This window comes from Deinococcus aquiradiocola (assembly GCF_014646915.1).
Lineage (GTDB): Bacteria > Deinococcota > Deinococci > Deinococcales > Deinococcaceae > Deinococcus > Deinococcus aquiradiocola.
Genome location: NZ_BMOE01000002.1, coordinates 19,700 through 39,669 on the forward strand (window position 1 = coordinate 19,700; position 19,970 = coordinate 39,669).

The 19,970-nt window shown below is 70.9% G+C and carries 20 protein-coding genes; 6 read left to right on the top strand and 14 right to left on the bottom strand.

Features of this window, described 5'->3' with window-relative positions; genetic code table 11:
* Positions 1-73: 73 nt before the first annotated feature.
* The 12 genes from IEY33_RS04060 to IEY33_RS04115 form a co-directional block, all read right to left on the bottom strand.
* A complete protein-coding gene (locus IEY33_RS04060) occupies positions 74-853 on the bottom strand; it encodes an SDR family oxidoreductase (RefSeq protein WP_188961001.1) in 780 nt (259 codons plus the stop codon).
* On the bottom strand, positions 850-2,421 hold the full coding sequence (locus IEY33_RS04065) for a carboxypeptidase M32 (RefSeq protein ID WP_188961002.1): 1,572 nt from the start codon (positions 2,419-2,421) through the stop codon (positions 850-852). The genes IEY33_RS04060 and IEY33_RS04065 overlap by 4 nt, the downstream gene beginning before the upstream one ends.
* Positions 2,418-3,812 (bottom strand): dipeptidase, encoded by a 1,395-nt coding sequence (locus tag IEY33_RS04070; protein WP_188961003.1) that lies wholly within the window; start codon positions 3,810-3,812, stop codon positions 2,418-2,420. Before IEY33_RS04070 ends, IEY33_RS04065 begins: the two co-directional genes overlap by 4 nt.
* Positions 3,809-4,576 carry an SDR family NAD(P)-dependent oxidoreductase gene (locus IEY33_RS04075; protein WP_188961004.1) on the bottom strand — a complete coding sequence of 256 codons (768 nt, stop codon included), beginning with the start codon at positions 4,574-4,576 and terminating at the stop codon, positions 3,809-3,811. Before IEY33_RS04075 ends, IEY33_RS04070 begins: the two co-directional genes overlap by 4 nt.
* On the bottom strand, positions 4,573-5,616 hold the full coding sequence (locus IEY33_RS04080; RefSeq protein ID WP_188961005.1) for a ketopantoate reductase family protein: 1,044 nt from the start codon (positions 5,614-5,616) through the stop codon (positions 4,573-4,575). Before IEY33_RS04080 ends, IEY33_RS04075 begins: the two co-directional genes overlap by 4 nt.
* Positions 5,613-6,320, bottom strand: coding sequence for a creatininase family protein (locus IEY33_RS04085; RefSeq protein WP_188961006.1), 708 nt, complete (start codon positions 6,318-6,320; stop codon positions 5,613-5,615). The genes IEY33_RS04080 and IEY33_RS04085 overlap by 4 nt, the downstream gene beginning before the upstream one ends.
* A 1-nt stretch (position 6,321) precedes the next feature.
* Positions 6,322-7,353, bottom strand: coding sequence for a GntR family transcriptional regulator (locus tag IEY33_RS04090; protein ID WP_188961007.1), 1,032 nt, complete (start codon positions 7,351-7,353; stop codon positions 6,322-6,324).
* Between the two features lie 11 nt (positions 7,354-7,364).
* Positions 7,365-8,438, bottom strand: coding sequence for an ABC transporter ATP-binding protein (locus tag IEY33_RS04095; protein WP_188961008.1), 1,074 nt, complete (start codon positions 8,436-8,438; stop codon positions 7,365-7,367).
* Complete coding sequence (locus IEY33_RS04100) at positions 8,435-9,451, bottom strand: ABC transporter ATP-binding protein (RefSeq protein ID WP_229670755.1); 1,017 nt, start codon at positions 9,449-9,451, stop codon at positions 8,435-8,437. Before IEY33_RS04100 ends, IEY33_RS04095 begins: the two co-directional genes overlap by 4 nt.
* Positions 9,452-9,474: 23 nt before the next feature.
* Positions 9,475-10,329, bottom strand: coding sequence for an ABC transporter permease (locus IEY33_RS04105; protein WP_229670756.1), 855 nt, complete (start codon positions 10,327-10,329; stop codon positions 9,475-9,477).
* Positions 10,330-10,387: 58 nt separating this feature from the next.
* A complete protein-coding gene (locus IEY33_RS04110) occupies positions 10,388-11,326 on the bottom strand; it encodes an ABC transporter permease (protein ID WP_188961009.1) in 939 nt (312 codons plus the stop codon).
* A 160-nt stretch (positions 11,327-11,486) separates the two neighbouring features.
* Complete coding sequence (locus tag IEY33_RS04115) at positions 11,487-13,082, bottom strand: ABC transporter substrate-binding protein (RefSeq protein ID WP_188961010.1); 1,596 nt, start codon at positions 13,080-13,082, stop codon at positions 11,487-11,489.
* A 206-nt stretch (positions 13,083-13,288) separates the two neighbouring features.
* Here IEY33_RS04115 and IEY33_RS04120 point away from each other — a divergent pair, with 206 nt between their 5' ends.
* The 3 genes from IEY33_RS04120 to IEY33_RS04130 are packed head-to-tail and all read left to right on the top strand — an operon-like array spanning position 13,289 to position 15,280.
* Positions 13,289-13,894 (top strand): TetR/AcrR family transcriptional regulator, encoded by a 606-nt coding sequence (locus IEY33_RS04120; RefSeq protein WP_229670757.1) that lies wholly within the window; start codon positions 13,289-13,291, stop codon positions 13,892-13,894.
* Positions 13,891-14,301: an organic hydroperoxide resistance protein gene (locus IEY33_RS04125; RefSeq protein ID WP_188961012.1), complete on the top strand. Its 411-nt coding sequence runs from the start codon at positions 13,891-13,893 to the stop codon at positions 14,299-14,301. The genes IEY33_RS04120 and IEY33_RS04125 overlap by 4 nt, the downstream gene beginning before the upstream one ends.
* Before the next feature lies 1 nt (position 14,302).
* Entirely contained in the window at positions 14,303-15,280 is a 978-nt protein-coding gene (locus IEY33_RS04130) for a zinc-binding dehydrogenase (RefSeq protein WP_188961013.1), read from the top strand.
* 71 nt (positions 15,281-15,351) lie between these two features.
* On the opposite strand, the gene rpmB is transcribed toward IEY33_RS04130, so the two are convergent.
* Both rpmB and IEY33_RS04140 read right to left on the bottom strand, forming a co-directional pair.
* Positions 15,352-15,597, bottom strand: a complete 246-nt coding sequence (gene rpmB, locus IEY33_RS04135) for a 50S ribosomal protein L28 (protein ID WP_188961014.1) — start codon at positions 15,595-15,597, stop codon at positions 15,352-15,354.
* Between the two features lie 94 nt (positions 15,598-15,691).
* Entirely contained in the window at positions 15,692-16,786 is a 1,095-nt protein-coding gene (locus IEY33_RS04140) for a CobW family GTP-binding protein (RefSeq protein WP_188961015.1), read from the bottom strand.
* A 312-nt stretch (positions 16,787-17,098) separates the two neighbouring features.
* Between IEY33_RS04140 and IEY33_RS04145 the strand changes: the two genes are divergently transcribed.
* From IEY33_RS04145 to IEY33_RS04155, 3 genes are all read left to right on the top strand, one after another.
* Positions 17,099-18,070: a CobW family GTP-binding protein gene (locus IEY33_RS04145; RefSeq protein WP_188961016.1), complete on the top strand. Its 972-nt coding sequence runs from the start codon at positions 17,099-17,101 to the stop codon at positions 18,068-18,070.
* A gap of 62 nt (positions 18,071-18,132) precedes the next feature.
* Entirely contained in the window at positions 18,133-18,642 is a 510-nt protein-coding gene (locus tag IEY33_RS04150; RefSeq protein WP_188961017.1) for a hypothetical protein, read from the top strand.
* A gap of 44 nt (positions 18,643-18,686) precedes the next feature.
* The gene (locus IEY33_RS04155) at positions 18,687-19,754 is read left to right on the top strand and encodes a YibE/F family protein (protein ID WP_188961018.1); all 1,068 of its coding nucleotides are present in this window, start codon (positions 18,687-18,689) and stop codon (positions 19,752-19,754) included.
* The last annotated feature ends 216 nt before the right edge of the window (positions 19,755-19,970 follow it).

A 19,970-nucleotide genomic window follows, 5' to 3' on the forward strand; every position in this document is an offset into this window, starting at 1 on the left:
CCCACGCCCGTTCCCACCTGGACAGGGCAAACCCGCCGTCTGCGCAACGGCGGGTTCCGGTCGGCGCTCCCGTTCAGCCCTGGTCGAGGGGGCGGATCAGGATCTCGTTGACGTTCACGCGTTTCGGCTGCGTGACGGCGTACAGGACGGCGGCCGCGATGTCCTCGGCTTCCAGGGGCGTCATGGTGGCGATACGGGACTCGTAAGTGTCCTTGGTGCCCTGGTGGGTGATGTGGTCGGTGAGTTCGGTGGCGACGACGCCCGGTTCGACGACCGTGACGCGGATCCCGTCGAGTCTCACCTCCTGGCGCAGGCCCTCGCTGAAGCCGCCGAGCGCCCATTTCGTGGCGCTGTACCCGGCGCTGAGGGGGCTCGCGCCGCGTCCGGAGACGCTGGAGATGTTCACGACGTGCCCGGTCCCCTGGGGTTTCATGACATCCAGGGCAGCGTGCGTGAGCGTCATGACGGCCAGGACGTTCAGATCGAGCATCCGGGTGAAGTCGCTCGGATCCGCCCCGGCGACCGGGCCGAGCAGCATCAGCCCGGCGTTGTTCACGAGGATGTCGAGGCGCCCGAGGCGCTCGTGGGTGGTCTGCACGGCCGCGCGCGCCTGCGTCTGGTCGCTGAGGTCCGCGCCGATCACCTCGGCCTGCCCGCCCAGGTCGCGGATCTGGCCCGCGAGGGCTTCGAGTCGGTCGGCACGGCGGGCGACGAGGGCGACGCTGGCCCCGGCACGGGCGAGGCTGAGGGCGGTGGCGGCGCCGATGCCGCTGGACGCGCCGGTCACGAGGGCAACCTGACCGGACAGCGGGCCGGACGAAGTGCCGGACTGGGGGAGGGTGGTGTGCGTCATGGGGTCTCCTGGGGTGCGGGGCGCGGAGGGTTCTCCGGGGTGGGGGCGGGCAGGCCGTACAGGTTGCTGAACTTGCCGCTGAGATAGGCGAGGTACGGGTCAGGGTCGAGCGGTCCGCCCGTGACGCGCTGCAGGAGTTCCTGCGGAGTGTACGTGCGGCCGTGCCGGTAGATCTGCTGGGTGAGCCAGTCGCGCAGCGGGCCGTACTCGCCGCGCTGCAGGTCCGAGTCCAGGTCGGGCAGGGCGCGCTGCGCGGCGTCGTGGAACTGGGACGCCATGATGTTGCCGACCGTGTACGTCGCGAAGGAGCCGATCATGCCGGCCGACCAGTGGATGTCCTGCAGCACGCCGCGCGTGTCGTCGGGCACGGTCAGGCCGAGGTCCGCCTGCATGCGGGCATTCCAGGCGTCAGGCAGGTCCCTGACCTGCAGGGTCCCCTCGATGAGCTGGCGTTCGAGGTCGACGCGCAGCATGACGTGCAGGTCGTACGTCAGTTCGTCCGCCTCGACGCGGATCAGGGTGGGCTGGACGCGGTTCACGGCGCGCAGGAAGGTCTCGGCATCCACGTCCGCGAGCTGGTCCGGGAAGGTCTGCTGCAGCGCCGGGAACTGCAGGTCCCAGTACGCAGCTGAGCGGCCGACGCGGTTCTCCCACAGGCGGGACTGGCTCTCGTGCGTGCCGTAGCTCGCGCCGCCCACCGCGTACTGGCCGAGCAGGTCGGTGGCGAGTGCGGTACGGGTCAGGTCCGGGTGGACGCCCTGCTCGTACAGGGCGTGCCCGACCTCGTGCAGGGTGCCGAAGAGCGCGCCGGGCAGGTAGTGTTCCTGCACGCGGGTGGTGATACGGACGTCCTGCCGGGTGAAGCTGATCTCGAAGGGGTGGGCGCTCTCGTCGAGGCGGCCCCGTCCGAAGTCGTACCCGAAGCGTTCGGCGGCCGCGCGGGCGAAGGCGCGCTGCAGGGCTGCCGGGTAGTGGCGCGTGAGGAAGTCCGTGCGCGGGGCGGGGCGCGCCTGGATGGCCTGCAGGAGCGGCAGGTGATGGGCGCGCAGGCGGTTCAGGACGGGCGTGAGGGCCGCGGTGGTGAGGCCCGGTTCGTACAGGCCGAGGAGCGCGTCATACGGGTGGTCGCCCGGCCCGAGGGCGTCCGCGAGGCGGCGGTGCAGATCCACCATGCGTGTCAGGGACGGCGCGAAGCTCGCGAAGTCGTTCCCGGCGCGGGCGCGCACCCACACGTCCAGCGCCTCGGCACGCAGGTGGGCGAGATCGCGGGTCAGGTCGTCCGGCACGCGGCGCATGGCGTGCACGGCGTCCAGCGACTGCCGTGCCGCCCGGTCGGTCGGGTGGGGGGCCGTCAGTGCCGCACGCGCAGCAGTCTCGTAGGCCGGGTCGAGCAGGCGTTCACGCGCGAGCCCCGTGAGGGTCGCGAGCTGCTGCGCGCGGGTGACGCTGCCGCCCGGCGGCATCTGCGTGCGGGCGTCCCAGTTCAGGAGGTTCAGGACGCACAGGAGGTCGTTGAGTTCAGCGGACCGCTGCCGGAACGCGTGGTCTGGGGGAGGGGAGACGGTCATGCCGGGTGGTCCTCCGGGCGGGCAAGCCGGGCGAGGTACGACGCCCAGGCGCGCTGGCCCTCCTGAATGCGGTGCAGGCGGAAAAATTCGTTCGGAGCGTGGATGTCCTCGTCGCCGACCGCGAAGCTGAAGAACACCGTGTGCAGGCCCAGCACCTCCTGGAAGGTCTGCAGGATCGGGATGCTGCCGCCCATCCCGACCTCCAGGGGCGGCTGCCCGTACAGGTCCGTGAGCACGTCCCTCGCCACCTGCAGGCCCGGCAGGTCGTGCGGCACGGCGTACGCGCGCGCGCCGTGCGCGGCCTCCCGCAGGTCGAGCGTCACGCCGGGCGGGGTGTGCGTCCGCAGGTGCGTCTCGATCAGGGTCCGGACGCGGTCCGGGTCCTGGCCCGGCACGAGTCGGGCACTGAGCTTCGCGTGCGCGCGGCTGGGGAGGACGGTCTTGCTGCCCTCGCCGGTGTACCCGCCCCACAGGCCGTTCACTTCGAGGGTCGGGCGGTCCCACTGGCGTTCGAGGGTGCTGTACCCGGCCTCGCCGTGCACGGCGGGCGCGCCGGTCTGCGCGAGGTACGCGTCGTCGTGGAAGGGAAGCCTGCGCACCGCGTCACGCTCATGCGGCGGGCGGTCCTGAACGCCGTCGTAGAAGCCGTCCACGGTGACGCGTCCGGCGCGGTCGTGCAGGCCCGCGACGAGTTCGCTGATGGCGTGCAGGGGGTTGTGGACGCTGCCGCCGTGCCGTCCGGAGTGCAGGTCCGTGGCGGGACCGGTGACCGTGAACTCCAGCGCGGTCAGGCCGCGCGCCCGGACGGTGAGGGAGGGGTGCTCGGCGCTCCACATGCCGCCGTCGGCGCTGAGCACGAAGTCCGCCCGGAGCCGGTCGGCGTTGGCGCGCACGAGGTCCGGCAGGTGGCGGCTGCCGACCTCCTCCTCGCCCTCGAACAGCAGTTTGACGTTGACGGGCAGCCGTCCCGTCACGCTGAACCACGCGCCGATGGCCTGCACCGCGATCAGGAGCGGTCCCTTGTCGTCGCTGACGCCGCGCCCGTACACGCGGCCGTCCCGTACGGTGGGCGTGAAGGGCGGGCTCTGCCACTCGTCCAGCGGATCGGGCGGCTGCACGTCGTAATGCCCGTACACGAGCATCGTCGGCTGACCCGGCGCGCCGAGCCACTCCGCGTACACGGCCGGGTGACCGGGCGTGGCCCAGCGTTCGGTGGTGAGCGGCCCGGCGGCCTGCAGCCTCTCCATGAGCCACCGGCAGGCGCGTTCCATGTCCTGCGCGTGGGCAGGTACGGCACTCACGCTGGGAATGGCGGCGAACGCCTGCAGGTCCGCGAGCGAGTCGTCGGCGCGCGAGGCCAGCGTGTCGAGGACGTCCGTGAGGGCCGTCACCGGCCGCCGTCCACGCTGAGCACCTGGCCCGTCACCCAGTCGGCGGCGGGCGAGGCGAAGAACATCACGGCGTTCGCGATGTCGTCCGCCGTGCCCAGGCGCCGCAGGGCGATGCCGTCCAGCAGGCGGCGCTGACCGTCCTCGCCGTAACTCTCCCACTGGCGTTCGGTGGTGGGGTTGCTGCGCACGAAGCCCGGCGCGACGGTGTTCACGGTGATGCCGTGCCGGCCGAGTTCGTGCGCGAGCTGGCGGGTCAGGCCAATCTGCGCGGCCTTGGCGCTCGCGTACGCCTGAATGCCGGTCAGGCTCACGCCGAGGCCCGCGCCGGAGGAGATGTTCACGATCCGGCCGCGCCCCTGGCGTTTCATGTGCGGGGCGGCCGCCTGCGCGAAGTAGAACGCGCCGTCCACGTTCACGCGGAAGAGGGCATGCCAGTCGGCTTCGCTGATCTCCTCGATCGGCCGACCCACCTGGCCGAGCACACCGCCCGCGTTGTTCACGAGCACGTCGAGGGGGCCCCCGTCCGCCGTCACCTCGGCCACGAGGGCCTGCACGGCCGCGCGGTCACCCACGTCCACGGTACGCGTCCGCAGCGGCAGACCTCCCTGTTCCGCGAGGACGGCCGTCTGCGTCAGGCCGCCCGCGTTGGTGTCGCAGGTCCAGACCTGCGCGCCGCTGCGCGCGAAGGCGAGGCTGATGGCGCGCCCGAAGCCGTGCGCGCCGCCCGTCACGAGGACGCGCTGCCCGGCGAAGTCGAACTTCACGCGTCCCCCGCGCGGGCGGGAAGGGACGCCTTCAGGTCCTGCAGGTTCCCGTGCGTCAGTTCGCGCTGGCCGTCCTCGATCTCGTGGATGAGGCGCGTGAGGTGCGTGGTGAGCGGGGTGGGCACGCCGAGCCGCGTGCCAAAGTGCACCACCCACCCGAGTTGCGCGTCCACCTCGGTGCGGCGCCTGCGGACGGCGAGGTCCCGCCAGATGCCGCTGTGCGTCTTGGCGCTGCGGCGGTTGAAGGCCACCATGTCGTCCAGGCTCGCCTCGGCCTGCGTGCGCGTGGCGTGCGGCAGGAACGCGGCCGGGTCGAAGCCGTTGAACGCTTCCGGCGTGACGCCCTGCGCGAGCGCGACGCGCAGCACCTCCCGGCCGAGTTCCACGTACAGGTCGCGGTCCTCCGGGCGGGCGAGCGCGTCGGCGATACCGTCGTTCGTGACGGCCGTCGCGAAGAGCAGCGCGCCGTACCCGAGCTTGCTCCAGAGGTAGCCGTAGATGTTGCCGCTCAGCACGGCGCGGTCGTCGAAGGTGAGCAGCATGGCGTGCAGGGCGCGCGCGCGGTCCGTGAGGGTGCCGTCCTGCTCGCCGATCACGACGGCGCCCCGCCCGCCGTACGTGACGGTCCCGGGCGACAGGTAGTCCGCGCCGAAGTTCACGAAACTGCCCATCACGCGCACCTCACCGAGCACGTCGTTGAGGGTCAGGGGATTCAGGCCATTCTGGACGCTCACCACCACCCCGTCCGGGCGCAGGTGCGGCGCGAGGGCCTGTGCGGCGTCCCGGGTGTCCTGCGCCTTCGTGCAGAGCAGGACGGTGTCCCACGTGCCCTTCACGTCCTGCGGCAGAAACGCGGGGGCCTGCACCGTGAAGTCCTCGATGGGGCCCGTGACGTGCAGGCCGGACGTCCGGATGGCGTCCACGTGCGCCGGGTCGCGGTCCACGAAGGTGACGCGCGTGCCGCTCCGGGCGAGGTACGCGCCGATCGTTCCGCCGATCGCGCCCGCCCCCCACACCAGCACCTCCTGCGGGGACGTCACTCGCCCCACCCGCCGTCCAGCAGGGCGCGCGTCTCGAGGACCGCCTCGTCCCAGATGGCCTGCATGTCCGCGTCAGGCCGTTCGTAGCGGCCGCCGTAGTTGCCGTCCCCGAGGTACGCGCGGAGTTCCTGGGGGGCGAGGAGCCGCAGCCGGTCGAGGTCCAGCGCGGGCTTCTCGGTGTCCGGCATGGTGACGCCCGGCAGGCGCGTCCACGGGAAGTTCTCCATCCACGAGGCGTGGCTGGCGTTCGTGTCGGTCGCCTGGACCTTCGCCCAGGTGCGGGGCGCGTTCCACCAGTTGTGGAACTTCACGCGCGCGCCGGGATGGTCGGCCATCCATTCGGCCGTGAAGCCCTGCGCGGGCGTGTTGCCGCCGTGCCCGTTGACGATCAGGATGCGGCGGAAGCCCTGCTCGTACAGGCCGTCCAGCACGTCACGGACCACCATCAGGTACGTCTGCACGCGCAGCGTGACACTGCCGGGGTACGCCCGGAAGTACGGTGTGACGCCGTACGGCAGGACCGGGAAGACCGGCACGCCGCCCGGCGCGGCCGCTTCCAGCGCCAGACGTTCCGGGAGGATGTTGTCGACGCACAGCGACAGGTACGCGTGCTGCTCGGTGCTGCCGAGCGGGAGGATGCAGCGGTCGTCGGATTGCAGGTACGTCTCGACCTGCAGCCAGTTCAGTTCACGGATGGGGGGCATGTCACGCTCCAGGGTCGGGGGGGAGGGGGAGGTGTCGGGCCTGCACGGCGGGAAGCACGAGCTGCTCGATGTCCCTCGGGTCGATGGTGTGCCGGTACTCGAAGGTGGGCTTCCGGGTGAGGCTGCCCACGAGTTCGGAACCGGTGGCGTACACGGCCTCGTCGCACCACTGCAGCAGGGCGTGCAGGTCCGGCGCGTGCACGTGCGTCGCGCGAATCTCGGTGACGTGCGGCGCGAAACGTTTCACGCCCGCCAGGAAGGTCGGGAGGAACTCCTCGAAGGTGGCGATTACGGCGAGGCGGATCATGGGATTCAGGACCGCCAGCGCCTGCCGGGTGGTGTCGGACGGAATGAAATTCACGGGAATGATGGGCGTGCCGGGCAGCAGCGCGCGCGTCTCCGCGAGGCGGTGCGCGAGGGCCAGGACCACGTCCGCGCCCGCGGCGCGCGAGCGGCCCGCCTCGGTGCGCAGGTCTTCGAGCGTCAGGGCGTGCACGGCGTCCCCGGAGGGCAGCGCGTCCTGCAGGGTGCGGGCGTACGCGCTCGTCGCGTCGAGGAACAGGCCGACGAGCACGACCTCCACGCCGGGCCGGGGCGCGCCGCCCGCGCGGGACGCGAGGACCGCCAGCACGTCGCTCACCTGCCGCAGCGTGTACCCGGCCGCCTCGGCCTGCCGGACCGTGCTTTCCAGCAGGCGGCGCAGCGGGCCGAGGTCGGCGTTGTCGGTCCGGGGCGCGTCCGTCACGAAGGTTCCGCGGCCCGGGTACGTGACGATCAGCCCGAGGGCGAGGAGGTCCTTGTACACCTGCACGACCGTCATGTGCGCCACGCCGAGGTCCTGCGCGAGTTCCCGGACGCTCGGGAGGCGAGAACCGCGCAGGATCTCCCCGCCCGCGATGCCGTACTCGATCTGCCCGCGCAGTTGCACGCCGACCGGGATGGCGAGCGTCCGGTCAATGTGGAATTTCGGGATGACCGGGGTCTGGGCGTTCGCGTGGGCGGGATTCGCTTGAGGGGGTTCTGAGGCGGGCATGGCTGATGCTTTCACGGCCGGGCCGTCCGTGTCTCCTCAGGGAGCGGGGGGGTGTCCAGGTGGCAGGCGACCTGCTGACCGTCCGTACGGGCGCGCAGTTCGGGGCGTTCCGTCTCGCAGCGCGCGAAGGCGTGCGGGCAGCGGGTCCGGAAGGCGCAGCCGCTCGGGACGCGCAGCGGGCTGGGAAGTTCCCCCACGATGGCCGGCTGGGCGCGGCGGCGGGTGGGATCGAGGCCCGGTGCGGCCGCCAGCAGGCCCTGCGTGTACGGGTGGCTCGGCGCGCTGAAGAGCGTCTCCGTGTCGGCGATCTCCACCACGCGCCCCAGGTACATGACGGCCACGCGGTGCGACAGGTGCTGCACGAGGCGCAGGTCGTGCGCGACGAACAGCACGGTGAGCTGCAGGCGCGTCTGCAGTTCCAGCAGCAGGTTCACCACCTGCGCCTGCACCGACACGTCGAGCGCCGACACGAGTTCGTCCGCGATGAGGCACTCGGGTTCCAGTGCGAGCGCGCGGGCGATCCCGACGCGCTGCCGCTGCCCGCCCGAGAACTCGTGCGGGAGCCGCCCGGCCGCCTCGGGGGGGAGGCCCACCAGGTTCAGCAGTTCGGTGACGCGCGCGGGAATTTCATGGGGGGGGCGCAGGCGGTGCACGGTCAGTGCCTCGCGCAGCACCTGTCCGACCGTCATGCGCGGGTTGAGGCTGGAGTACGGGTCCTGGAAGATCATCTGCACCTGCCGGTGGTACCGGCGCAGCGCAGGGCCCTGCAGGGCGAGCACGTCCGTTCCGGCGTACGTGACGCTGCCCCGGTCGGCCGGCATCAGGCGCACCAGCGTCCGGGCGAGGGTGCTCTTGCCGCAGCCGCTCTCGCCGACGATGCCGAGCGTCTCGCCGCGCCGCACGTCCAGCTGCACGTCCGTGAGCGCCTGAACGGCCGCGCGGGGCTGGCCGCGCCAGCGGTCCAGCAGGCCCTGCCGGACGGGGAAGGTCTTGGTGAGGCCGCGCACGGACAGCAGGGGGGCCGCGTCCGGGGTCGGCGGGGTGGCCGGGCCGCGCGGCGGGATGGGGGAGGGCACGGCGGTCATGCCTGCCCCTGCAGCGGCGGGAGGCGGTCGTGGTGAATGCAGGCGCTCGCGTGCCCCGGCGCGACCGGCACGAGCGGCGGTTCCGCCACCCGGCAGGCGTCCGTGACGAAGGTGCAGCGCGGGGAGAAGGCGCACCCGGCAGGCAGGGCCCGCAGGTCCGGCGGGCTGCCGGGGATCGGCTGCAGCGGCTGCCGGTGCGCGCCGCTCCCGCCGTCCGGCAGGCTGCGCAGCAGGCCAGACGTGTACGCGTGCAGCGGGTGCGTGAAGAGCGGCGTGACGGGCGCCGTCTCCATCAATCGCCCGCCGTACATCACGGCGACCCGGTCGCAGGTCTGCGCGACGACGCCCAGATCGTGCGTGACGAGCACGACACTCATCCCGAGTTCGTCACGCAGCTTCAACAGGAGCCGCAGGATCTGATCCTGAATGGTCACGTCGAGCGCGGTGGTGGGTTCGTCCGCCAGCAGCAGTTTCGGTTCGGACGCGAGCGCGATGGCGATCATCGCCCGCTGCCGCATCCCGCCCGAGAACTGGTGCGGGTAGTCCTGCAGGCGGGCGCGCGGGCTCGGGATGCCGGTCAGGTCCAGCAGTTCCGCCGCGCGGTCCATGGCGTCCCGCCCGCGCAGGCGGGTGTGCTCGCGCAGGTTCTCGCGGATCTGCTCGCCGACCGTCAGGACGGGATTCAGGGCGCTCATCGGCTCCTGGAAGATCATGCTGATCTGCCCGCCGCGCACGCCGCGCAGCCGGGCGTCCGGCAGGGTCAGCAGGTCCTGCCCGGCGTACGTGACCCGCCCGCTCAGGCGGGTGCCGCGCGGGTGCAGGCGCAGCAGGGCGCGCAGCGTGACGCTCTTGCCGCTGCCGCTCTCGCCGACCAGGCCGAGCACCTCGCCGGGCCGCAGGTCGAAGCTCACGCCGCGCACCGCGTGCAGTTCGCCGCGCGGGGTGGGCAGGTGCACGTTGAGGTCCTGCACCTGCAGCAGCGGACCGTCCGCGCCCGTGACCGGAGCAGTCACGTGGCCCGGGTGGGAGGCGGCCGTCACGAGCGGGGCCTCAGGGCGTCCGCGAGCCCGTCGCCGAGCAGGCTGAAGGTCAGGCCGGCCAGGGTCAGGGCCATGCCGGGGAAGGTGCTGATCCACCACGCGGTCACCATGAAGTTCTTGCCGTCGGCGACCATCACGCCCCACTCCGGGGTGGGCGGCTGCGCGCCGAGCCCCAGGTAACCGAGGGACGCGCCGAGCAGGATGCCGAGACTCATGTCGGTCATGAGGTACACGATGGCGGGCGTGACGGCGTTCGGGAGCAGGTGACGCAGCAGCACGCGCGACGGGCTGTACCCCAGCACCTGCGCGGCCTGCGCGTACTCCGCCCCCTTCTGCGTGCGGACCTCGCCGCGCGTGAGCCGCCAGTAGCTGACCCAGCCGACCGCGCTGACCGCGATGTACATGTTCGTGAGGCCCGGCCCGAGCACCGCCACGATGGCGATCACGAGCACCAGGAACGGAAAGACGACCACGAGGTCCGCGAGGCGGCCGACCACGGCGTCCAGCACGCCGCCCCGGAAGGCGGTGACCGCGCCGAGCAGCGTGCCGAACACGAACGGGAAGAGGGTCGTGAGAAGGGCGATCTGCAGGTCGATGCGGGTGCCGTGCACCACGCGGCTCAGCACGTCCCGCCCGAAGTTGTCGGTCCCGAAGGGATGCTTCCCGGTCGGTCCCTTCAGAATGGCGGTGTAGTCGAAGTCGGTGGGGCTGAACGGCGTGAAGAGCCGCGGGAAGGCGGCCGCCGCGAGCAGCAGGGCCAGCAGCAGCAGTCCCAGCACGAGGGTGGGTTTGGGGAGGCGTCTGCGCGTGGCGCGGGGCCGGGCGCGCGGCGCGTCGAGCGTGGTGATCACTTGAACCTCCGGAACACGAATCGTTCTACCGTCCTAGTACGGAACGGGAATACGGCACTCATACGGCCTCCACGCGCGGATCAAGCCGGGCGTGCAGCAGGTCCGTCGCCAGGAACACCAGCGACACCAGCAGCGCGAACACCAGCGTGAGCCCCTGCACCACCGGGTAGTCGCGGCTGAAGATGGCGTCCACCATCAGACGCCCCACCCCCGGAATGGCGAACACCGTCTCGGTGATGACGGCCCCGCCGATCAGCGCGCCCACGTTCAGGCCCAGCAGCGTCACCGTGCTGATCAGGGCGTTGCGCAGCACGTGCCGCGACAGGATCACGGACGAACGCAGGCCCTTCGCACGCGCGAACTCCACGTACTCGGCCGTCAGCACCTCGATCACGCTGCTGCGCAAGGTCCGGACAAGCACCGCCGCGAGGTTCAGGCCCAGCGTCAGCGCAGGCAGGAACAGGTGCGACAGGTGCTCCCCGAACGTCACGCCGTACCCGCCGATGGGAAACAGACCCATCCGCGCGCCGAGCAGCGTCAGCAGCTGCAGCCCCAGGTAGAAGACCGGCAGCGACAATCCCACCTGAAACACGCCGCGAATCACGACGTCCACCCAGGTGTTGCGCCGCACGGCCGCCAGCACCGCCAGCGGCACCGCCAGCAGCACCCCGATCAGGGCCGCGTACACCGTCAGGAACAGCGTGACGGGCAGGCGCTCCGTCACGAGCTGCAGGACCGGCACCTTCAGGTTGATGCTCTCCCCGAGGTTGCCGTGCAGCAGGCCCCACACGAACAGCCCGAACTGCACGACGAGCGGCCGGTCCAGCCCCAGTTCACGGTTGGCGCGCGCCACGATGTCGGGCGTGGCCCGGTCCCCGAGCAGCGTGCTGACGGGATCGCCCGGAATGAGGTGCACCAGCAGGAAGATGAGCACCATGACCGCCAGGAACAGCGGAATGATCTGAAACAGCCGACGAATCACGAACGATGAACCCATGCGCCCTCCCGGCGGGCCGCGACCCTCACGCGGACCCTCGACGTTCCCCGGAGGCGGGGCAGGGCCGTGGCCCGCTCCCGCCCGTCACCTGGGACAGTCCTGCTCTCCCGGCGGGCGAGGCGACGTTCGCCCTGCCCGCCGGGTTCCGAAACCTCCCGCCCTACTTCTCGATGGAGGTGCGTTCGAAGATGTTGTAGCCGAGCGGAATCTGGATGAAGCCCTTCACGTTCTTGGTGAGCGCCACCGGGTACGGCGTTTCGAACAGGTACACGGTCGGCGCGGCGTTCGTGTAGAGGGTCTGAATCTGCCGGTACAGGCCGGCGCGCTTCACGCGGCTCGTCTCCTGCTGGCTCTGGTCGAAGAGCTTCTCGATGGCGTCGCTGCGGAAGCCGGTGTGCGCGGCCTCGGTCGCGCCGGAGACGGCGTAGTAGCCGGTGATCTCGCTGGGGTCGGCGATGTCGTCCGTCCACGCGCCGGTCCGCATCTGGAAGTCGTTGGCGCGGTAGCGGGCGGTCTTGGTGGCCGCGTCGAGCTGCTCGATCTTCAGGCGCACGCCGACCGCGCCCCACATCTGCTGCAGGGCCGTCAGGAGCGCCTGGTCGTCGGCGCTGCCGCTGGTGGCCATGCTGGTCACGTCGATGCCGTTCCTGTACCCGGCGGCGGCCAGCAGGGCCTTGGCCTTGGCGGGGTCATAGGTGTAGCCCTTCTGGGAGGCGTCAAAGAGCGGCGTGGCGGACGACATGTAGGACTTCATGGGTTTGCCGGTCCCGAAGGTGACGAGGGCGATCAGCGCGTCGCGGTTCACGGCGTAGTTCAGTGCCTGGCGCACGCGGACGTCGGAGAGGGGGTTGGCCGTGCCGTCCTTGAGTTTGGGGCGGTTGTTCATGATGATGTCGTTCACCTTGGTGGACGGGAAGAGCATCATGTTCAGCTTGGGGCTGGCCTTGAGTTCCGCGACGCGGCTGAGCGGGATGAATTCGGCGCCCTGGATCTCGCCCGCCTGCAGTTTCAGGATACGGGTGTTGTCGTCGGGGATGATCTCGAAGCGCAGCGTGTCGAGGTAGGGGAGGGCTTTGCCGTCCTCGCCTTTCTTCCAGTAGTAGGGGTTGCGTTTCAGGACCATGTACGAGCCGCGCTTCCATTCGCTGAGCACGAAGGGGCCGGATCCGACGGGTTTCTCGGCGAAGGCTTTGGCTTTCGCGGCATCGTTCGCGCCGGGCGCGGCCGCGAAGAGTTTCTGCGGCATGATGGCGGAGTTGAAGGTGGCGAGTGCGGACGGCAGGGTGGGGTCGGGGTGCTTGAGGGTGAGCGTGACGACGTTCCCGCTGGCGGCGACGCTCTGGATGGATTCCAGCAGGCCGTTCCACGCGCCGTTGTCGGGGTTGCGGGCGCGGTCGAGGCTCCACTTGACGTCGGCGGACGTGATGGGGCTGCCGTCCGCGAAGCGGATGCCGCTGCGCAGCACGAGGCGCATGCTCTTGCCGTCGCCGGAGACGACGTAGGTGGAGGCGAGGCCGGGCCGGACGCTCTTGCCGTCGTCGGTGGGCTGCAGCAGGGTGTCGTAGAGGTTCGTGAGGATCCAGATGTCGAGGTTCGCGTCGTTCAGGACCGGGTCGAGGAACAGAGAGTCGGCGTAGCGGCCGTAGGTCAGCTGTCCTCCCCGGGTGACGGCCTGGCTCTGCCCGAGACTCAGGGCGGCCAGCAGGGTGAGCGCGGCGCGGACGGTGGACGGGCGGACAATGCTTCCTCGATTCATAGGTGAACCTCCACGAAACAGTCGCTAAATTGTTCTATAACGATAGAACACTTATGAGCGGAAGGTCAAGGGAGAGTCAGCCGGGCAGCCGGACCATGAATCGACGCCGGACCGGCCCGGTTCCTCACCGCCCTTCCCGGGCGCCGGCACGACGGCTCCGGACCTCGTCTCTAGACGACCGGTCTAATCAGATGTATGCTGGGGGCGTGACTGGCTCAGCATCCCGAACCCAGACCCGTCAGCACCTGCTGGATGTCGGCCGGACCCTCATCCTGCAGCGGGGATACGGTGGCGTGGGCCTCAAGGAACTGCTCGACGAGAGCGGCGTCCCGAAAGGCTCCTTCTACCACTACTTCGCCTCGAAGGAAGCCTTCGGCGTCACGCTGCTCGAAACGTACTTCCAGGAGTACGAGACGCGCCTGCAGGCCCTCTTCGTCCAGCCGACCGGCGCCCTCGACCGCCTGATGCGCTTCTGGCAGGCGTGGCTCGACCACGTCGACGCGAGCGGCATCGCTCACCGCTGCCTGGTCGTGAAACTCGCCGCCGAGATCGCCGACCTCTCGGACCCCATGCGCGAGGTCGTGCACGCGGGCACCACCCGCCTGATCGAACGGGTCGCGGCCGTCATCGCCGAGGGCCAGCAGGACGGCACCGTGAACGCCGCCATGCCCCCCCTGCCGCTGTCCCGCACCCTGTACGGGCAGTGGATCGGCGCGGCCGTGCTCGCCAAGGTCGACCGCAACCCCGCTGCACTGCAGGACGCGCTCACCATCACCCGCCACATGCTCACGCCCCAAGGAGGCACCCCATGAAGATCTTCTACAAGACCCGCGCCACCGCCACCGGCGGCCGTTCCGGCCGCACCGCCCTCGACGACGGCAGCCTCGCCTTCGACCTCGCCGTGCCCGGCAGCAGCAAACCCGGCGCGAACCCCGAACAGCTGTTCGCACTCGGGTACGCCGCCTGCTTCGACAACGCCATGCAGGGCGTCGCCAAGGAAATGAAACTCGGGGCCTTCGAGACGAGCACCTCCGCGCAGGTCGGCATCGGCCAGCGCGCCGAGGGCGGCTACGCGCTCGACATCGACCTGTACGTCACCCTGAACGGCCTGGACGAGGCGACCGCCCAGAAGCTCGTGGAGGCGACGCACCAGGTCTGCCCGTACTCCAACGCCACGCGCGGCAACGTCGACGTCCGCCTGCACGTCACGGTGGCCTGACATGAAGACCCTGACCTACCACGCCTTCGGTGAACCGCAGGACGTGCTGGCCGTGCACGACGCGCCCACCCCCGAGCCCGCCGAGGGCCAGGTGCGCGTCCGCACCACCCTGTCCGCCATCCACAACCACGACCTGTGGACGGTGCGCGGCACGTACGGGTACCGCCCGACCCTGCCCGCCATCGGCGGCACCGAGGCCGTCGGCGTGATCGACGCGGTCGGCGCGGGCGTCGACGCGGCCCTGATAGGCCGCCGCGTGACCACCGCCGCCGGACGCGGCACGTGGGCCGAAGCGTTCCTGGCACCCGCCAGCGCTGTCATCCCACTGCCCGGGGAGATCACGGACGAGGCCGGCGCGCAGCTGATGGCCATGCCGTTCAGCGCCCTCGCACTGCTCGAAACCCTGAACGTGCAGCCGGGCGACTGGATCATCCAGAACGCCGCGAACGGCGCGGTCGGCCGCACCCTGGCCCTGCTGGGCCACGCGCGCGGCGTGAACGTCATCAACCTCGTGCGCCGCCAGGACGGCGTGACGGACCTCGCAGCCCAGGGCATCCAGTACACCTTCGCCACCGACACCGACCACTGGAAGGACGACGTGAAGGCCCTCGTCGGGGACGCCCCCATCCGCGCGGCCGTCGACTCCATCGGCGGGACCGCGTCCGGCGACCTCGCGCAGCTGCTCGGCATGGACGGCGTGCTGGTGTCCTTCGGGTCCATGAAGGGCGAAGCGATGCAGATCTCCTCCGGCGACGTGATCTTCAAGCACCTGACCGTCAAGGGCTTCTGGGGCAGCCGCATCATCGGCGACATGGCCCCCGAGGAACGCGCCCGCCTGACGCGCGAACTGGTGACGCTCGTCGCGAGCGGCGACCTTCCCCTGCCGGTCGCGGGCACGTACGCCCTGACCGACATCCGTGACGCGGTCGGCGCGTCCCTGACGCCCGGCAAGACCGGCAAGGTCCTCCTGAAACCCTGACACCGGCAGGAAGGAGGGCGGAGTTCAGCCGTGACGTGCTGAACTCCGCCCTCCTTCCCGTCTCTGCCGCTTCAGCGCAGCTGAACGCCGGGAACGCGGCCCGCCGTGACGCTCCGCAGCGCACGGGCGGACAGCCAGACCGTGCGGACGGTCCCGGAAGTCAGGACGCGTTTCTTCTGCAGGTTCGCTTTCTGCACGCGGCGGTGCTTGCCCGTCACCTTGCGGCCGACGCCGCCTGCGGCGCGCGCCCGGCCGCGCCGCGTGACGCGGTGCACGACCATCCTGGACCGGCCCGTGAGACTGCACTTCCTGCTCATCTGTTCTCCTTTCCGGCCGCGCCGGGCTGCGGGTTGCTTCCGTCCGTCCGCGAAGGACGGAATGCGTGTCTCTCTGCGCCGCCGCGGGCCGCGTTCAACGGGTGGCGCGTGCGGGCGCGGTGCCCGGCGCGTGTCCACGTGGCGTGTCCGCCTGGGCCTGTCCCATCAGGGCGTCGATGCCGTCCGGATCGAGGTCTGTGCCGATGAAGACGATCTCGCTGAACGCGTCGCCCGGGTCGTTCCACTCGCCCGCCAGTTCCAGCGACAGGAACCGCCCCGTGTGGTTCCACAGGGTGGCCCCGGCACTTCCGGCGATGTCGATCCAGCCTTTGGAGCGGATCACGTTGCGCGGCAGGCCGGAACGCAGGGCGTCCGAGAGGCGCGCGTCGTCGAAAGGGACGTGCGAGCGGTACACGTAGCTGCTCAGACCGAACGCCTCGCTTTCCGGCACGTGCTCCTTCCCGAGTTCCTCCATCCAGGCGTCCATCTGCATCAGGCGCTCGGCGTCGAAGAGGCGCACGTCCAGCAGGTCGTGGACGGGCAGCTCGCCGCGCACGCTCTCCAGAATGCGGGCGCGGGGGTTGGTGATGGCGATCAGGCCGCGCAGCCGGGCGACGCTGGCGGGGTCGGCCACGTCGAGCTTGTTGAGGACCACAATGTCCGCGAACTCGATCTGCTCGGCCAGCAGTTCCCCGAAGCCGCGCTGCGCGTCGTCGCCGGGCACGGTGTCGCGCCGCATCCACAGCTCGAAGAACTGGGCGCTGTCCACCACGGTGATCATGGCGTCCACGTGCACGCGGCCGGTGAGGTCGGGGATGTCGTCCTCCAGTTCGAGTTCCTCGGGCGTGAGGCAGAAGGCCTGCGCGATGGGGAGCGGTTCGCCAATGCCGGTCGATTCGATCAGGATCAGGTCGAGGTCGCGTTCGCGCAGGAGGGCGTCGACCGCTTCGAGCAGGTCGCCGCGCAGCGTGCAGCAGATGCAGCCGTTGCTGAGTTCGATGGTCTTCTCGTCCGTCCGGACGACAAGCGAGGCGTCCACGTTGACTTCCCCGAACTCGTTGACGATGACGGCGATCCTGCGGCCGTCCTGGTTGGCGAGGAGGCGGTTCATGAGAGTGGTCTTGCCCGCGCCGAGGAAGCCGCACAGCACGGTGATGGGAACGGAACGGGAGGGTGGGGTGTGGGTCATGGTTGGGGTCCTCGTGGTGGGAGTGGCGGGCCGACCGCACCGATGGGGGAGGGCGGGGCGTTGCCGTGGGGGTGGCCGGGCCTGGGCACGCCCCGAACGACGTGAGGGTGAGCGGGGCGCAGGCCTGAAGAGAAGGCGTTCTCGCCGGAAGGGGTGTGACCGGGAGCCCCGGAGGTCGGCCAGAGAGGCGAAATCGGCTTTCTGGCAATGGCTGAACAGGGGTACTGGATGGGACGGAGGAGGTTCTCGCCTCCGTATTGAGAATAGTATATCATTATCATCCGCCGGGTCCAGTCCCGGAAAGGAGCCCTCATGCCCCCACGCCACGACCGCATCCCCGTGACCGTCATCGGCGGCTTCCTCGGAAGCGGGAAGACCACCCTGCTCAACCACCTCATCCGCACCGCAGACCGGACCTTCGGCGTCATCGTCAACGAGTTCGGCGACCAGGGCATCGACGGCGCCCTCATCCAGAACCTGGACGACAACGTCACCGAACTCACCGGCGGCTGCCTGTACTGCACCGCCAGACACGACCTCGTCGCGGCCCTCGTCAGGCTCGCCACGCACACACGGCCCCCCAACCACATCCTCGTCGAACTGAGCGGCCTCGCCGACCCGGCCCCCGTCCTGCAGACCCTGCTGACACCCGACGTGAGCGCCGTCTTCGAACTGGACGGCCTGATCACGGTCGTGGACGCCCGGAATCTCCACCACACCCTGCAGCACCACCCCGAGGCCGCCCTGCAGCTCGCCTACGCGAACGTGACCGTGATCAACAAGGCCGACCTGGCCGGACCGGACCTCGTCCGCCAGACGTGCCGGACCGCCCTGCAGCTCGCCCCACTGGCCCGCACCGTCACCGGCACGCACAGCCGGGTGCATGCCGGACACCTGCTGAACCTCCGCGCCTTCTGCGGACCGTGGCGGCCTCACGGGCACACGCACGCCCACACGCCCGGCCTGACCAGCTTCACGCTCCGCACGCACCGGCCCCTGAACACCCCCGTCTGGGAACGGTTCCTGCACACCTACGTCCTCTCCCGGCCCGGCGACGTGCTGCGCGTCAAGGGCTTCCTCGCCCTCCACGGCATTCCCGAACGGGTGACGTTCCAGGCGGTCCGGGACGTGTTCACGGCCGACGTCATGCCCGGCACACGGCACGACGGCACCTCGCACCTCGTGTTGATCGGGCGCGACCTGAACGCACAGGAGTACCGGGAGGCCTTCCACGCCCTGCACCGCTGGCCGACCGGCCCGACCACCCCGCACGGTCGGGCGTGACCGGCGCGCGAGCACGCCGGACCCGCAGCGCCGCGTGGTCCGCCACCCGAAATCCTCTCGTCGTGCAGTTCTGGCTCCTCGGACTGGACGCCGCCCAGGGCCACCTGCGGCAGCGGGGCTTCGTCAGGACGCCCAGCCGTCACGGCTCCAGTGTCCACACGCTGGACCGGCTCGCCCTGCACTCGCGGGGCCTGTGGCTTCACCTGCCGGACTGCACCGTTCACTACCTGCGCCCCAGACAGGCGTTCTACCGACTCCCGGCAGGTACCCGCCCGGACGAAGCCCGTCAGCCCTCCGACCCGCGTCGCACCCGGCACCTCACCCGCGCTGACGGCCTCCACCTGCTCCAGCCGTACCTGCTGGAACACGAGTGCTGGATCGCCACGCACGCCGGGGAGGGCCACCGTGCCCAGCAGCTCCGACAGCCGCTGCCGCCCCCCGTCCGCCGCCTCATTCCCGCCTGGACAGCCTGGACGGCCGACCGGCACGCGGACACGTGGCAGCCGGGACAGCCGCACGACCGCACCCGCACGCCCCCGACCTTCCGGCTCGTCACGTCCCCCCCAGCGTGAGGCAGCGGTGTCGACACCGTCAGGTGACGTGGCACACTCACGGCATGCGTTCCTCACACCCTCGCCTCGTCCGCCTGGCCGTCCTGCTGCTCGCGCTGGCCGGACCGGTCCACGCGCAGACCGGCGCCCTCCCGGACCGGCCCGCCAGCATCGGCACGTACCTGCGCGGCACCTTCGGCACGCTCGACACCGCCACGCAGGACGCCACCGTCACCCTGACGGACGGGCGCAGGGTAACGGCCCTCGTGCAGGAAGGCAGCCCCACCTACCACCGAGGCCAGCAGGTCATCGTGTGGCAGTCCGCCGGGGGGTACGTCGTGCAGGACGCCGTCCGCACCCCGGCCCTCGCGTTCCTGCTGGGACTGCTGGTCGTGCTGGCCGCCGTGCTGGGCCGCTGGAAGGGCGTCCGGGCCGTGGTCGGGGCCGCCCTGAGTCTCGCGGTGCTCGTGTGGGTGATCGTGCCGCGCCTCGCGGGCGGCGGTGACGTCCTCCCGGTCGTGCTGCTGGGCACGCTCGGCATCCTGTGCGTCACCATCTACTTCGTGCACGGCCTCGGCCGGAAGACGACGGCCGCCCTGCTCGGCACCGCCATCACCGCCACGCTCGGGTACCTGATCGCGCTCGCCGCCTCGAACGCCATGGGCTTCACCGGCACCGTCAGCGCGGGCGGGTACGTCGCCAGCACCATGTTCGACCTGAATCCCGTCAGCGTGTACCTCGTCGGGATCATCGTCGGCACGGTCGGCGCGCTCAACGACGTCACCGTCACGCAGGCGGCCGTCGTGCAGGCCCTCGCGCACGAGAACCCCGCCCACCGCGTCCGGGACCTGTACGCGCGCGCCATGCAGGTCGGCTTCGACCACATCGGGAGTCTCATCAACGTGCTGGTGCTGCTGTACGCCGCGACCGGCATCCCGCTGCTGCTGCTGCTGGACCGCGACCCGACCCCCTGGTGGGTGAAACTGAGCGGCGAGGGCTTCGCGTCCGAGGTGACCAGCATCCTGATCACGTCCATCTGCCTGCTGCTCGCCGTGCCGCTCACCACACTCATCGCCGCGCGGTTCTTCCGGGGTGGCCGCCACGCCCCGGACGGACACGCGCACGTGCACTGACCACAGATGCCGGTCGATCTGTGCCGGTCACCTTCGCCCGTTTGCGCAGCGGGGGTACATTGCGTGCATCGGCAGTTATCCGTCCCGGCCCGCCTGCGTTTCGAGGAGGTTTCCTGGAGAGCTGCCGTTCCGGCAAGTGTCACTCCGGCAGGGTCCCGCCGACCGGTTCACGGGCGTCGGCCCCATCGACCCGCTCTTCCCGGCAGGCGCGCCTGC